Annotated in this window: 12 protein-coding genes; 7 read left to right on the top strand and 5 right to left on the bottom strand. The window is 63.7% G+C overall.

Going from position 1 to position 13,703, the window contains the following annotated elements:
* Window positions 1-2: 2 nt before the first annotated feature.
* The 5 genes from E6B08_RS11510 to E6B08_RS11490 form a co-directional block, all read right to left on the bottom strand.
* The gene (locus tag E6B08_RS11510) at window positions 3-2,408 is read right to left on the bottom strand and encodes a glucose/quinate/shikimate family membrane-bound PQQ-dependent dehydrogenase (RefSeq protein ID WP_136914106.1); all 2,406 of its coding nucleotides are present in this window, start codon (window positions 2,406-2,408) and stop codon (window positions 3-5) included.
* A 58-nt stretch (window positions 2,409-2,466) separates the two neighbouring features.
* Window positions 2,467-3,834, bottom strand: coding sequence for a carbohydrate porin (locus E6B08_RS11505; RefSeq protein WP_136914105.1), 1,368 nt, complete (start codon window positions 3,832-3,834; stop codon window positions 2,467-2,469).
* Window positions 3,835-4,123: 289 nt separating this feature from the next.
* On the bottom strand, window positions 4,124-4,378 hold the full coding sequence (locus E6B08_RS11500) for a hypothetical protein (protein WP_136914104.1): 255 nt from the start codon (window positions 4,376-4,378) through the stop codon (window positions 4,124-4,126).
* Between the two features lie 71 nt (window positions 4,379-4,449).
* Entirely contained in the window at window positions 4,450-5,211 is a 762-nt protein-coding gene (locus tag E6B08_RS11495; RefSeq protein ID WP_136914103.1) for a cache domain-containing protein, read from the bottom strand.
* A gap of 41 nt (window positions 5,212-5,252) precedes the next feature.
* A complete protein-coding gene (locus E6B08_RS11490; RefSeq protein WP_136914102.1) occupies window positions 5,253-6,002 on the bottom strand; it encodes a FadR/GntR family transcriptional regulator in 750 nt (249 codons plus the stop codon).
* Between the two features lie 256 nt (window positions 6,003-6,258).
* On the opposite strand from E6B08_RS11490, the gene E6B08_RS11485 reads away from it, so the two are divergent.
* The 7 genes from E6B08_RS11485 to E6B08_RS11455 all read left to right on the top strand — a co-directional run bounded on the left by E6B08_RS11485 (window position 6,259) and on the right by E6B08_RS11455 (window position 13,646).
* The gene (locus E6B08_RS11485; protein ID WP_136914101.1) at window positions 6,259-7,683 is read left to right on the top strand and encodes a gamma-aminobutyraldehyde dehydrogenase; all 1,425 of its coding nucleotides are present in this window, start codon (window positions 6,259-6,261) and stop codon (window positions 7,681-7,683) included.
* A gap of 224 nt (window positions 7,684-7,907) precedes the next feature.
* Window positions 7,908-8,513 (top strand): dimethylamine monooxygenase subunit DmmA family protein, encoded by a 606-nt coding sequence (locus E6B08_RS11480; protein WP_136914100.1) that lies wholly within the window; start codon window positions 7,908-7,910, stop codon window positions 8,511-8,513.
* Entirely contained in the window at window positions 8,510-9,478 is a 969-nt protein-coding gene (locus E6B08_RS11475) for a PDR/VanB family oxidoreductase (protein ID WP_136914099.1), read from the top strand. Before E6B08_RS11480 ends, E6B08_RS11475 begins: the two co-directional genes overlap by 4 nt.
* Before the next feature lie 16 nt (window positions 9,479-9,494).
* Window positions 9,495-10,541 carry a heme-dependent oxidative N-demethylase family protein gene (locus E6B08_RS11470; protein ID WP_136914098.1) on the top strand — a complete coding sequence of 349 codons (1,047 nt, stop codon included), beginning with the start codon at window positions 9,495-9,497 and terminating at the stop codon, window positions 10,539-10,541.
* A 72-nt stretch (window positions 10,542-10,613) separates the two neighbouring features.
* Window positions 10,614-11,819, top strand: a complete 1,206-nt coding sequence (locus E6B08_RS11465) for an MFS transporter (RefSeq protein WP_136914097.1) — start codon at window positions 10,614-10,616, stop codon at window positions 11,817-11,819.
* Between the two features lie 147 nt (window positions 11,820-11,966).
* Window positions 11,967-12,716: an electron transfer flavoprotein subunit beta/FixA family protein gene (locus tag E6B08_RS11460; RefSeq protein ID WP_136914096.1), complete on the top strand. Its 750-nt coding sequence runs from the start codon at window positions 11,967-11,969 to the stop codon at window positions 12,714-12,716.
* Window positions 12,717-13,646, top strand: a complete 930-nt coding sequence (locus E6B08_RS11455; RefSeq protein WP_136914095.1) for an electron transfer flavoprotein subunit alpha/FixB family protein — start codon at window positions 12,717-12,719, stop codon at window positions 13,644-13,646. It abuts the gene before it with no gap.
* Window positions 13,647-13,703 lie beyond the last annotated feature (57 nt).

The following is a 13,703-nucleotide window of genomic DNA, read 5'->3' as shown; positions in this document are numbered from 1 at the left end:
CGTCAGTCGGCGAGCTTGTAGGCGATCACATAGTCGCCCTGCTTGGTGCCCAGCGAACCATGACCACCGGCCATGACCAGCACGTACTGCTTGCCGTCCTTGCCCTGGTAGGTCATCGGCGTGGTCTGCGCGCCAGCCGGCAGGCGGCCTTCCCACAGCACCTTGCCGTCGCGCACGTCATAGGCACGCAGGTACTGGTCCAGGGTGCCCGACAGGAACGCCAGGCCACTGGCGGTCATGAAGCTCCCGCCCAGGCTCGGTACGCCCATCGGCAGGGCCAGCGGCAACGGCGAGTTGTCGCGCACGGTGCCGTTCTTGTGCTGCCAGATAACCTTGTGGGTGGTCAGGTCGACCGCCGCCACGTAGCCCCAGGCCGGTGCCTGGCAAGGCAGGCCGATCGGCGACAGGAATGGCGACATGATCACGCCATACGGTGCGCCCTTGTTAGGCTGCACGCCTTCGGTCTCGGACTTGCGAGCCGGGCCGCCGGCCACGTCCTCGCTCGGTACCAGCTGCGAGACGAACGCCATGTAGTCCGGGTTGGCGAACAGCACCTGGCGCACCGGGTCGACCGAAATGCCGCCCCAGTCGAACACACCGAAGTTGCCTGGGAACACCAGCGAACCCTGCAGAGACGGCGGCGTGAACATGCCCTCGTAGCGCAGCGACTTGAACTGGATGCGGCAGAGCATCTGGTCGAACGGGCTCACGCCCCACATGTCGCTTTCTTTCAATGTGGTCGGCGAGAAGTTCAGGTCCGAGAAGGCCTGGGTCGGTGCGGTGTGGTCGCCTTCCACGGCGCCCTGCGGCACCGGACGCTCCTCGATCGGCACGATGGCCTCGCCGTTACGGCGGTCGAGCACGTAGATGCTGCCCTGCTTGGTCGAGGCCAGCAGCGCAGGCTTGACGCCATCGGCGGTCTTCAGGTCCATCAGCGTCGGCTGGCCACCGACGTCCATGTCCCACAGGTCATGGTGAGTGAACTGGTGGGTCCAGCGCACCTTGCCGGTGGCCAGGTCCAGCGCGGTCACGCCGGCGCTGTACTTTTCCGACTCTGGGGTACGGTTGCCGCCCCACTGGTCAGGCATCTGGTTGCCCATGGGCAGGTAGACCATGCCCAGTTGTTCGTCGACCGAGGCCACCGACCACATGTTCGGCGAGTTACGGGTGTAGAACTCGTCGGCAGCGATCGGCTCGGTGGCGTCCGGCTTGCCCGGATCCCAGTTCCACACCAGGTGACCGTCGTGCACGTCATAGGCACGCACCACGCCCGACGGTTCGTCGGTGGAGACGTTGTCGGTGACGTGGCCGCCGATGATGACCAGGTCCCTGGTCACGGCAGGTGGCGAGGTGGAATAGTAACCACCGGCGGCGAAGGTGCCGATGTTGGTGGTGAGGTCGATCTGGCCTTTGTTGCCGAAGCCTTCGCAGACCTTGCCGGTGTCGGCGTTGAGCGCGATCAGGCGGGTGTCGGCGGTTGGCAGGAACAACCGGCGCGGGCAGGCGTTGGCGTCAGCGGCAGTGCTTGGGCTCTGCTCGGCAGAGGACTCGGCGTAGGCGGCCTGGTCATGGTAAGCCACGCCACGGCAGGTCATGTGCGCCCAACCTTTGAAGTTGTCGGCGTTCTGCGTCGACAGCTTCGGATCGAAGCGCCAGATTTCCTTGCCGGTGTCCGGGTCCAGGGCAATCACCTGGCTGTGCGGGGTGCACACGTAGAGCATGCCGTTGACCTTGAGCGGGGTGTTCTCCGCGGTGGTCTCGCCTGGGTCGTTCTCGGTCGGGATGTCACCGGTGCGGAACGTCCAGGCCGGTACCAGCTTGTGCACGTTGTCCGGGGTGATTTCCTTGAGCGGCGAGTATTTGTCGCCGAACGGGGTGCGCCCGTAGTGCTGCCAGTCGCCATCGGGTTGGGCCGGGGCATTGTGGGTGACGTCGGTGCTGGTGCGCTCGAGGGTACCGTTGATCTCGCGGTGCTCGACGAACTGGCTGGCCAGGGCCGCGAGGCCCGCGACCACGACGGCAAAGCCCAGCGCGCCAGTGCCCTTGCCGGCCGCTTCGCTGTTGTGCAGCGGACGGCGGAACCAGGGCAGCAGCATCACGATGCCGAGCACGAACCACAGGGCCAGGCGTGGCACCAGGCGCCACCAGTCCAGGCCGACTTCGACCAGCGACCAGACGGTGCTGGCGAACAGCACCAAGGCATACAGCCACAGCGCGGCAGGCTTGCCGAGCAGCAGCAGGATACCGGTCAGGGCAATGCCCACGCCGGCGATGAGGTAATACAGCGAGCCACCGACGGTGGCGAGCTTGATACCGCCTGCCACCAGGGCAAGGCCCATGAGTAGCAGAACGATACCGAGCAGGCTCGGTAGCAGTCGGCTACGGTTCGAAGCACCCTGAGTGCTCATAGAAAAAACTCCATTTAGAGTTGGTCAAAAAGTCCGGACCAGGCCGGGGCGCATCACGTCAGAAAGACGCTTGGATCTTCAAGCCACCGACCCAGGCATCGTCCACTTGGGTCACGCCACCGGGGTGACGGACGTACTGCAGGTTCGGTCGAACGGTCAGCCAGTTGGTGACATGAACCCCGTAGTTCAGCTCGGCGTTGTACTCCGTGTCTTGCACCGGCGTGTAGGACGGGTCGTCATAATCGTAGACGCCGTTAAACAGGTTCGATGCTTTGGCATTCTTGCGATACGCCGGATTCACGTGGATCAACGAGACGGCGAAGCCGATATCGTCCAGTGGACGTGCGTCGAACAGGCCCTTGTAGACGGCTCCTGCAGACAGGTAGTGATCGACCAGGTTGGTCTTCTTGTCGTGCACGGTGGCCATGGTGAACAGGCTCAGGCCGCGTGAGGGGTCGCCGCCCACCTGGGTCACCTGTTGCTTCACGCCGAACCAGAAGCCGTGCTTGCTCGAAGCGCTACGGTAGTCGTTGCCGGTGATGGCGGCAGGCTGGCCGTTGCTGTCCTTGAGCACGTCCTTGGCATCGGCGGTGCTGTAGTAGTAACCGGCGCGGTACTCGCCCGGCAGGCCGTTCAGGCGGGGCTGCCAGACCAGCTCGACCGGCAGCACCGCACCCTCGGTGCCACTGCCGCTGAGCTTGAAGCCATTGCCTGACTCGGTATTGGAAGGGTTCTGCTCGTACGCACCGATCTGTGCGTAGAGCTCGGGGGTGATCGCGTACTTGACCCGTGCAGCCCATTGGCTGACCGGCCAGTTGTACCAGATGCCACCCCAGTTACCGACCTGCGAGCCGCAGAACGCCAGGTTCTGGAAATCGCAGTCGTAGGTGTTGAAATCCTCGCCCTCACCGAACCGACCGACCTTGATGTCCAAGCGCTGGTCGAGGAACTTCTGCTGGTAGAACATCTGGGTCAGGCGCCAGTGCGACCCGCGCCCCCAGACTTCCTGGGAGGAACTCAAGGTACCGACTCGTGGATCACCCACGCGGTCGTTGGAAATGTTGTCGCCGTTGCGATCGGTGACCGTCAGCTGGAAGGCAGCATCGTCCCAACCCAGCAACTTCTGCAGGTCGAACTTGGCGCCGAAGGCGAACTGGTCGCTGTAGCGAGTGGCGCGGCTGTTGTTGTAGCCGCCGCCGAGGTTGGCCCCGACCTCACCCACGTAGCTTGCGTTGAACTCGATACCACGTTGCGCCAGGTCGTCACGCGTACCGCCCCAATTACCGAACATGTAGGGCGATTGACTATCGAAGGCATCCGTTGCCGAGGCTTGGCCGACCACTGCCAAGCCGCTGAGCAGCGCGAAGGTGAACGTGCAGGCCTGCAACCCTGAAGGGCCGAGGTAGCGCTGTCTTGAATCATGCATGCAAGTATTAACGCTCGTTTTTTGTATGGGAATTTAGGAGGAAAAGGAGGCTGACGTTTGAATCAACAGCAGATGTTACTAGGTATTTCTAGCTCATTCGCAAGTGTAATGCATTGTCCAATGAAATTTCTTGAGGACCGTGCACGGAATTATTGTGGAATTTGTACGACTGAGGGCGTGCGGGATGGGATATGGAGGGGGAAAAGAAGTTGCCAAACGGGATTGATGCAGTGGGAGAAATCCAATGGGGCCAGCGCTGCAGGCGCGTTGACTGGCCCCGCTGAGGAAGTTAGCTCTTACCGGCAGTTCTTAGTTTTTGCAACGCTTGCAGGGTATCGCTGAGGCACTTCTTGGCATCGCCCTCTTGCTTGGCATCTTCAGCGTCCATACGCAAGGCTTTGACCTCCGAGCGCAATGGCTCCGGTACAACCGCGATTGACGCTTTAAGGTCACGCAGCTTTTGCAGGTTCAGATCACATTGGCTCATGTCATCATCCGCAGCCATCGCCGAGCAGGCAACAAAACCAGTGAACAGAAAAGCCATTAGTTTTCTCACAGGGACCATCCTCTCTTCGGGTAGGGATAAACAAACGAGCGCAATCAACGCAATCCCTACTAAAGCCTATTTTCCGAAGTTTTGCGCAACCCAGGTAAACGCACCAACGACCAGCCAGCTTCCGACTCGGCCAAGGCCAGGCGCAATCCATCGCGTGGCAACGTGCTGAGCAACGCCGAAGCAAGATCGCCGACCATCCAGTTGGCACTGTTCGAGGCGATCACCCGGCCATCGGCCGACAGCAGCACGGCTTCGTGCTCCAGGCGCATCAGGCTGCGCACCAGCAGGCGCTCGACGTTGTGCAGCGACAGGTCGAGGCCCGCCACGCCGATGAACCGCCCCTGCACCATGATCGGCATGGTGAAGGTCAGCACATACAGGTTGGTGCCATAGAGATCGACATAGGGGCCCTCGACCACACTCTTGCCGGTATCGCGCGGGCGGCTGTACCAGGGCATCTCGGTGTAGGCGTAGTAGTTTTCCCGGCGACGATCGAAGTTCGGGCGCAGCGGCAGGGTCTTGCCCGCATCGGCCAGGTACCACCATTCCAGGTGCATCTCGCGGTCAGCCAGGCAATGAGGTTCGACGATCACCCCGCCACCGCAACCGAACGCGCCGGTGCTGAGCAGCTGCTGGTCGATGGCCGGGCGCAAGGTCGCCAGATCCTTCGCGGCGGGCTGGCGCCCCTCGGCCAGGACGCGCTCCCAGAGCGCGCGGGTCTCGTCCACCAACTGGCGGACTTGGCTGAAGATGGTCCCCAGAGTGCCGTCCAGCTGCTGGGCACAGACGGACAGCGGATCGTTATCGCTCAGGGCAAACATGGCATTACCTCACGCAGGTATGGCGTTGTTGTTCTGGTGTGTCAGTCCTGGCCGTCGGCCAGCAGCTCCAGGCGCAGGCTGATCAAGCGCTTGATGCCGCGGCTGACGTGGGCTTCGGCGAGCGCACCGGCCAGCACTGCATCGCCGGCGACCAGGGCCTGGAGGATCGCCCGATGTTCCTGCTCGACCACGCTGACCTCGGCGCCCCCGGCAGCTTCCATCCACAGCAGCTCACCGACCTCCGACTGCAGGCGCATCTCGGCGTGAGTCAGGCGCAGCGACTGCGCCGCCGCCGCGACCTCGATGTGAAAGCGCGCATCGGCACGGTGGCGTGCCAGGCGCGAGCCTGCCTGGTTGAGCGTGTCGATGTGCTGGGCGATCCGCGCCTGCTGTTCGGGGGAGCTGCGCTTGGCAGCCAGCCGCGCCGCCGTGCCAGAGATGGCTGCCTGCTCATCGCCCAGGTCACGCAGGTCCGGGCCGCTCATGTCGCGCAGGCGTTGCAGCAGCAGCGCTTCGGGCAACTCCACCGGCGCGCAGACGAAGCTGCCGCCATTACGTCCACGGCGCGTTTCGATCATTCCACGCTGACGCAGCACCACCAGCGCCTCGCGCAGGGTCACGGTGGCGACGCCCAGTTGCAAAGCCAACTCCGACTCGCTCGGCAATTGCTGCCCCTCGGCGAACAGGCCGAGCTCTATCGCCTCTACCAACCTGCGCGCCACTTCATCGGTCCGCCCTTCCTGGCGCAACCGGATGAAGGCGGTGTTACGAGCACTATTCAGGGCAGTCATTGCCTCTCCCTATCGAGCATTGCAGGCGTGGCGCATGTCGCGGCTAAAAAATCCAATCCCGCATCTTATAGCGAACGCGCAATCGTTCGATACCGGCTTGCGGGCCTTTCTACCCCTCCCAAGCGGGATTTCAGGGATATTGGCAAAAATAAAATTATAAGATATGGTTTCAAATGTTTAAAGCGATCAGCACCGGCTGCTGGCGCTTTGCAAGTGGACCGAGACTTCAAGAACAAGACTGACCAAGGATCACGCCATGCAAACGAAACTCCTGATCAACGGCCAGTTGGTCGATGGGCAAGGCAGCCCGTACACCGTGTACAACCCATCGACCGGCGAGGCGCTGGTGGACATCGCCGAAGCGGCCAGCGACCAGGTCGAAGCCGCCGTGCAGGGCGCAGACCAAGCGTTCGACAGCTGGTCGCAAACCCCGGTCAAGGACCGTGCGCAACTGCTGCTCAAGCTGGCCGACCGTATCGAAGCCGAAGCGGCCACGTTCGCCCGCCTGGAATCGCAGAACTGTGGCAAACCCTATCAGGCCGCGCTGAACGACGAGATCCCCGCCATCGCCGACGTGTTCCGTTTCTTCGCCGGCGCCAGCCGCTGCCTGCAAGGCTCGGCCGGTGGTGAATACCTGCCTGGCCACACCTCGATGATCCGCCGTGACCCACTGGGCGTGGTGGCTTCCATCGCGCCGTGGAATTACCCGCTGATGATGCTCGCCTGGAAGCTCGCCCCGGCCCTGGCTGCCGGCAACTGCGTGGTGCTCAAGCCTTCCGAGCAAACCCCGCTCACGGCACTGGAGCTGGCGCGCATCATCGCCGAGCTGTTCCCCGCTGGCGTGGTGAACATTCTCTTCGGACGCGGCCCAAGCGTGGGCGAGCCCCTGGTCACCCACCCCAAGGTACGCATGGTCTCGCTCACCGGCTCCGTGGCGACCGGCGCACGGATCATCGCCGGTACCGCCAGCAGCGTGAAGCGCACCCATATGGAGCTGGGCGGCAAGGCCCCGGTGGTGATCTTCGACGATGCCGACATCGATGCCGCTGTCGAAGGTATCCGCGCCTTCGGTTTCTACAACGCAGGCCAGGACTGCACCGCCGCCTGCCGCCTGTATGTGCAACAAGGCGTCTACGACACCTTCGTCAGCAAGCTCGGGCAAGCCGTCGCCAGCCTGCGCATGGGCCTGCAGGACGACCCGCAGACCGAGCTCGGCCCACTGATCACCCGCGACCACCTCGAACGCGTCGAGGGCTTCGTCGAACGCGCCAAGGCCCAGCCGCACATCCGTGTGGTCACCGGCGGCAAGCGCGCCGACCGCCCCGGGTTCTTCTTCGAGCCGACGGTACTGGCCGATGCCCGCCAGGACGACGAGATCGTCCAGCGCGAAGTCTTTGGCCCGGTGATCAGCATCACCCCGTTCAGTGACGAAGCCCAGGCCCTGGCCTACGCCAACGACTCCGACTACGGCCTCGCCTCGTCGGTGTGGACCCGCGACGTCGGCCGCGCCAACCGCATGGCTGCCCGCCTGCAATACGGCTGCACCTGGGTCAACACGCACTTCATGCTGATCAGCGAGATGCCCCATGGCGGCATGAAGCAATCGGGCTACGGCAAGGATATGTCGATGTACGGCCTGGAAGACTACACCTGCGTGCGCCACGTGATGTTCAAGCACTGATGCACACGCGCGGTGCCGAGCGTTCGCACCGCGCACTCCGCCGAGGCGGCCATTACCCGCAGCAGTCGCTGCCAAGCGCCCGGAAACGCCGAAAATGGCGGCTCGCAATAAAACATATAAAACCATAGGCAATATGGCATGGGTTCTGCTTCATCCCCTGCATGAGCCTCAATCCAGCCGACAACGTTACCTTCCGGCACACACGGGGGTACGGAGGTGTCACCATGTTAATTACCGGCATCAAAAGCCGCCCGGTCTACGACCGGCTGCAGCCCATGGCAGGCGGCCTGCGCCACCTGATCGCAGGCCAGGGCAGCGGCGGCGCGGCCATGCTGCGCCTGATCGCGGACATGTCGCCCAGCCAACGCGACCACAGCACCCTGCTCTACTCCACCGAATCCTTTTCAGGGCATGACCATCTGCAGGCCTTGCAAGCGGCGCCAGCAGCCGGGCTTGAAGTATTCGCCAGCAACCAGGCCTTGATCGACGCCCTGCGCCAACGCCTGGGCGCCGCGCACATGGGCACACGCCTGTACCTGAGCGGTTCGGAGAGCTTCATCGGCACCGCCATGCAGGCCGCCAACGCCGTCGACCTGAACCGCGACGAAGTACTGCGCGAGCACAGCGGCACCTTGGTCCGCCGGGTCTGGTGCGCGCATTGCGACACCTACACCGAAAACGTCACCCAGCGCGTGTTCACCTGCCCCGGTTGCCAGCTCAACCTCGTGGTACGCGACCACTATTCCCGCCGCCTGGCCGCCTTCCAGGGCATCAAGGCCGATGGCGAAGTCCCGGGCGAACTGCCTGCAGCCGAGGAGCTGGACACATGAATACCCATAACGGCACCCTCAGCGTACGCGTGGCGCGGATCGAGGCGCTCACGCCCGAGATCAAGCGCTTCACCCTGGTCGATCCGCAAGGCAAACACCTGCCGGCGTTTTCCGGCGGTAGCCATGTGGTGGTGGTCCTCGAAGAGGGCGACAAAACCTACCGCAACGCCTATTCGTTGATGAGTTCGCCCTACGACTCCAGCGCCTACCAGATCGCAGTACGGCGGGTCGACGAAGGCCGTGGTGGCTCGCGTCACCTGCACGACCGGGTCCGTGAAGGCGATAACCTTCATATCCTGCAGCCGGCCAACCTGTTCCCACTGGCCAAGCATGCCCGCCAGCATCTGTTCATCGCCGGCGGTGTCGGCATCACGCCGGTGTACTCGCAACTCGAGGAACTGCAACTCAAGCAGTCCACCTTCGAGCTGCACCTGGCCGTGCGCGGTCCGGAGCACACCGCGCTGGGCCTGGAACTGCAAGCGCGTTTCGGCGAGCGGGTGCACCTGTACGTGCAGGGCCAGGACGCGCGCATGGATATCCGCGACATCCTCGCCGGTCGCCCACTGGGTAGCCACGTGTATGTCTGCGGTCCGGACAGCATGATCGACGACACCCTCGACAGCGCCCATGCCCTGGGCTGGACCGACAGCCACATCCATTACGAGCGCTTCGTCGAACAAGGCTCCAGCGGCCAGCCGTTCAGCGTCACCCTGGCGCGCCAGGGCGTGACCCTCGAAGTACCGGCCGAGCAATCGCTGCTCGAGGCGGCCGAACAGGCCGGCTACAAGGTGCCCTACCTGTGCCGCGGCGGTGCCTGCGGCTACTGCGAAACCGACGTGCTGGAACTCGATGGCGAACTGGACCATCGCGACGACTGGCTCAGCGAAGAAGACAAGCTGAGCAAGCGCAAATTCATGCCCTGCGTATCCCGCGCCACGTGCAGCCGACTGGTCGTGGACCTCTGATAAGGAAAACAACAAGATGACCGTATTCAAGCCGATCGAGACCTACGCCGACCAAGGCCAGGGACACACCTACAGCAACAGCCGCGAGGCCGTCCTGCGCCTGCCCTTCCCCTACCCCGAAGACCAGTACATGTACTCGATGAACGTCGAGCCGCACGTACCGTTCGGCAGCGGTGCGCTGCGCGGGCAGTTCGACATCGATGAACACTACATCTCCGAATGCCACCACCGCGCCCACACCCTCGACAGCCAGCCTGGCGTGCATTGCGCCGCCCTGCCGCACATGATGGAGGCTCAGTGGGACCTGCTGGAGCTGCTGATGGAGTCGTATTCGCGCGACTACCCCGAGCACTTCACGCTGGAGAAGAAGGGCAGCCAGTGGCATTGGATCAACCGCCCGCTGCAAATCGACGACACCTTTACCTTCGGTGATGCCACAACCCTGCCGATGGACCCGATGGAGTACATCACCCGCCAGGCCCAAGGCGAGTTCATCCTGCTCGAAGAGCGCGACGAGACACTGGTGATGGGCGCCGGCATGGCCACCCAGCGTGCCGACTATTCGTTGCGCTTCAACCTTGGCATGAGCTTCATGGAGTTCCACGGCCCGGTGCCCAAGCTGCATGAAATGGGTATCCTGCAACGCGCGCTGAAGTTCCTCCTGCGCTTGCGCCCTGGCCACCCGGTACGCCGCACCAACTGGTCGATCACCGTCAATCCGCGCCTTGAGACCTCGGCCGAGACCCTGCCGGACTGGGCACCGGAGCGCACGATCGTGACGGCGCAAAACGCCGGCGAGCTGGTCAACCTGCGCATCGAGCTGCAGCCTCTGCACCGCCTGCCCCGCAGCAATGCCGTACTGTTCCCGGTGCGTACCTACCTGGTCAGCCTCAAGCAACTGGCGGAATTCGCGCCGCAGTGGGCCAAACGCATGCACCGGGTCATCCGTGATCTGGACCAGGAGCTGGTGGACTACAAGGGCTTCACCCGCTACCGCGATGCCATGGTCACCTGGCTGTCGCAGTACGACGACGGCACCCCGGTCGACGAAAGCCAACAGTAATACCCGCCTTGCGTGCGCCGATGGCCGGCGCACGCCTACCCAACGATGTGCTTGCCATCCCGGGATCATTCAATGAAAACAATAAAGAGTTGCTTGCCCGAAAGCTGGAGCCTGGTCTTTTCCGCGGCAGGGTCGGCCTACGGCGTCGGCTTGCTCGGCCTGTGGGCCTTGCCGTTCCTGATCAGCGCCATCATCCACGACCTGCAGTTGAACGAAGCCCAGGCCGGGCTGCTGATGTCGGCGGAGTTCGGTTTCACCATGCTCGCGTCGCTGCTGGTCGCACCGTTCATGGGTCGCGCACCTCGGCGCACCCTGGCCATCGTCGGCACCCTGCTGGCGATCGCGGCCAACCTGGTCAGCGCCAGCATCGACAGCCTCTACGGCCTGGCCGCGGTACGCTGCGTAGCGGGCATCGGCGCAGGCCTCGCGCTGGCCTGTGGCAATGCCGCAGTGGCCAGCGCGAAACACCCCGACCGCGTTGCCGGGCACATGAACGTGCTGTCGGTGGTGCTGATGATCGTGGTGATGCTTGGCTATGCCAAGGTCATGGCGTTGTATGGCCTGCCGGGTCTGTACTACGCGATGGCCGCGACCATGGCAGTGATGCTGCTGGCCATTGCGGCGATGGCGCAACATGGCGTGGTCGCCTCTGCGGCTGCAGTTCCCAGCAGCGGGCAAAGGGGCGCGGGCAATGTCCTGCTGAGCTTGCCAGCCATCTGCATGATGCTTGCGATGTTCGTCTTCCAGGCCCGTGACACCATGGGCTGGGCGTTCGTCGAGCGTATCGGCACCATGGTCGGCTACAGCGGCGATGAATTGGGTGTGCTGCTGTCGTTCCAGTCGGTGGTCGGGCTGATCGGCCCGCTGATCGCCGCCATGGTCGGCAAGCGCTTCGGCATGAGCACGCCGGTGATCCTGGCGATCCTGCTGACCGGCGCGACCAGCCTCAGCTACGTGCTGGGCGAGCATTCCAAGACCCTGTACACCGCTGGCGTGATGACCATCTGCGTGACCTACTTCTATGCCTTGAGCTACCTGACGGGCCTGGCTGCAGCGCTGGACCGCGAAGGGCGGGTGGTAGCGGCCGCAGGCAGCTTCCTGAGCCTGGGTCTGGCCGCGGGGCCGGCGATCTCCGGTGGGCTGATCTCGCTGGGCGGTTTCACCCTCGCAGCCTGGGGCATTGGCGTGACGGTGATATTGACGCTGATGCTGGTGGCGGTGCCGCTGGCGAGCCTGCGACGCGAATGCGGAGGGGTAATGCCCGCTGCCGTGGCGTGAAATCTGCCCTCGGCGGTTGAACCATGAGGGCGTCGCAAGGCGCCCTTCGCCGCGCTAGTTGAAACGGACGATCCCCGCCCTCACCCACTGCGTTAACGTCGCTACCAGGCAACCCTAACACCGGTAATTTCAACGACTGGAGAACCTATGAGGGTACTGGTAAGCGTCAAGCGAGTGGTCGATTACAACGTCAAGGTTAGGGTCAAGGCGGATAACTCCGGCGTCGACCTTGCCAACGTCAAGATGTCCATGAATCCCTTCTGCGAAATCGCCGTGGAACAAGCCGTGCGCCTGAAGGAGCAAGGTATCGCCAGCGAGGTCGTGGTGGTCTGCGTCGGTCCAGTTGCTGTCCAAGAGCAGTTGCGCACCGCCCTGGCCCTGGGTGCCGACCGTGCCGTCCTGGTCGAAGCCGCTGACGAGCTGAACTCCCTGGCCGTGGCCAAGGCGCTCAAGGCCGTCGTCGACAAAGAGCAGCCGCAGCTGGTGATCCTCGGCAAGCAGGCCATCGACAGTGACAACAACCAGACCGGCCAGATGCTGGCCGCGCTGACCGGCTACGCCCAGGGCACCTTCGCCTCCAAGGTCGAGGTCGCTGGCGACAAGCTCAACGTCACCCGTGAAATCGATGGCGGCCTGCAGACCGTTTCGCTGAACCTGCCAGCCATCGTCACCACCGACCTGCGCCTGAACGAGCCACGCTACGCGTCGCTGCCGAACATCATGAAGGCCAAGAAGAAGCCGCTGGAGACCGTAACTCCGGACGCGCTGGGCGTATCGTTGACCTCCACCAACAAGACCGTGAAAGTCGAAGCCCCGGCTGCTCGCAGCGCAGGCATCAAGGTCAAGTCGGTGGCCGAACTGGTCGAGAAGCTGAAGAACGAAGCGAAGGTAATCTAAATGACTATCCTGGTTGTCGCTGAATACGAAAACGGTGCCGTAGCCCCGGCCACCCTGAACACCGTCGCCGCTGCCGCCAAGATTGGTGGTGATATCCATGTCCTGGTCGCTGGCCAGAATGTGGGCGGCGTCGCCGAATCCGCTGCCAAGATCGCTGGCGTGGCCAAGGTGCTGGTCGCCGATAACGCGGCTTACGCCCATGTGCTGCCAGAAAACGTCGCGCCGCTGATCGTCGAGCTGGCTAAGGGCTACAGCCACGTGCTGGCCCCGGCCACCACCAATGGCAAGAACATCCTGCCACGCGTTGCCGCGCTGCTGGACGTGGACCAGATCTCCGAGATCATCTCGGTCGAGTCCGCCGACACCTTCAAGCGCCCGATCTATGCCGGTAACGCCATCGCCACCGTGCAATCGAGCGCTGCGGTCAAGGTCATCACCGTGCGCACCACCGGCTTCGACGCCGTGGCCGCCGAAGGTGGCTCGGCTGCCGTCGAAGCGGTCGGCGCTGCTCACGACGCCGGTATCTCGGCCTTCGTCGGCGAAGAGCTGGCCAAGTCGGACCGCCCAGAGCTGACCGCTGCCAAGATCGTCGTCTCCGGCGGCCGCGGCATGGGCAACGGCGACAACTTCAGCCACCTGTACAGCCTGGCCGACAAGCTCGGCGCTGCCGTCGGCGCCTCGCGCGCCGCAGTCGACGCAGGCTTCGTGCCCAACGACATGCAGGTCGGCCAGACCGGCAAGATCGTCGCCCCGCAGCTGTACATCGCCGTCGGTATCTCCGGCGCGATCCAGCACCTGGCGGGCATGAAGGACTCGAAAGTGATCGTTGCGATCAACAAGGACGAAGAGGCGCCGATCTTCCAGGTCGCCGACTACGGGCTGGTGGGCGATCTGTTCGAAGCCGTTCCGGAGCTGGAAGCGTTGGTTTGATGGATGTGTTGCGGATGTAAACCAGCCGGCCCTCGTCATGAGGGCCGGCTTGCCGGC

Source organism: Pseudomonas putida, assembly GCF_005080685.1.
GTDB lineage: Bacteria > Pseudomonadota > Gammaproteobacteria > Pseudomonadales > Pseudomonadaceae > Aquipseudomonas > Aquipseudomonas putida_V.
This window is presented reverse-complemented; position numbering and strand designations above follow the sequence as displayed.

Bases quoted from the DNA above. Each gene is read 5' to 3' on its own strand.
- E6B08_RS11460 (WP_136914096.1), top strand. From the start codon at position 11,967: ATGAGGGTACTGGTAAGCGTCAAGCGAGTGGTCGATTACAACGTCAAG.
- E6B08_RS11500 (WP_136914104.1), bottom strand. From the start codon at position 4,378: ATGGCTTTTCTGTTCACTGGTTTTGTTGCCTGCTCGGCGATGGCTGCG.
- E6B08_RS11485 (WP_136914101.1), top strand. From the start codon at position 6,259: ATGCAAACGAAACTCCTGATCAACGGCCAGTTGGTCGATGGGCAAGGC.
- E6B08_RS11465 (WP_136914097.1), top strand. From the start codon at position 10,614: ATGAAAACAATAAAGAGTTGCTTGCCCGAAAGCTGGAGCCTGGTCTTT.
- E6B08_RS11475 (WP_136914099.1), top strand. From the start codon at position 8,510: ATGAATACCCATAACGGCACCCTCAGCGTACGCGTGGCGCGGATCGAG.
- E6B08_RS11505 (WP_136914105.1), bottom strand. From the start codon at position 3,834: ATGCATGATTCAAGACAGCGCTACCTCGGCCCTTCAGGGTTGCAGGCC.
- E6B08_RS11480 (WP_136914100.1), top strand. From the start codon at position 7,908: ATGTTAATTACCGGCATCAAAAGCCGCCCGGTCTACGACCGGCTGCAG.
- E6B08_RS11455 (WP_136914095.1), top strand. From the start codon at position 12,717: ATGACTATCCTGGTTGTCGCTGAATACGAAAACGGTGCCGTAGCCCCG.
- E6B08_RS11510 (WP_136914106.1), bottom strand. From the start codon at position 2,408: ATGAGCACTCAGGGTGCTTCGAACCGTAGCCGACTGCTACCGAGCCTG.
- E6B08_RS11470 (WP_136914098.1), top strand. From the start codon at position 9,495: ATGACCGTATTCAAGCCGATCGAGACCTACGCCGACCAAGGCCAGGGA.
- E6B08_RS11490 (WP_136914102.1), bottom strand. From the start codon at position 6,002: ATGACTGCCCTGAATAGTGCTCGTAACACCGCCTTCATCCGGTTGCGC.
- E6B08_RS11495 (WP_136914103.1), bottom strand. From the start codon at position 5,211: ATGTTTGCCCTGAGCGATAACGATCCGCTGTCCGTCTGTGCCCAGCAG.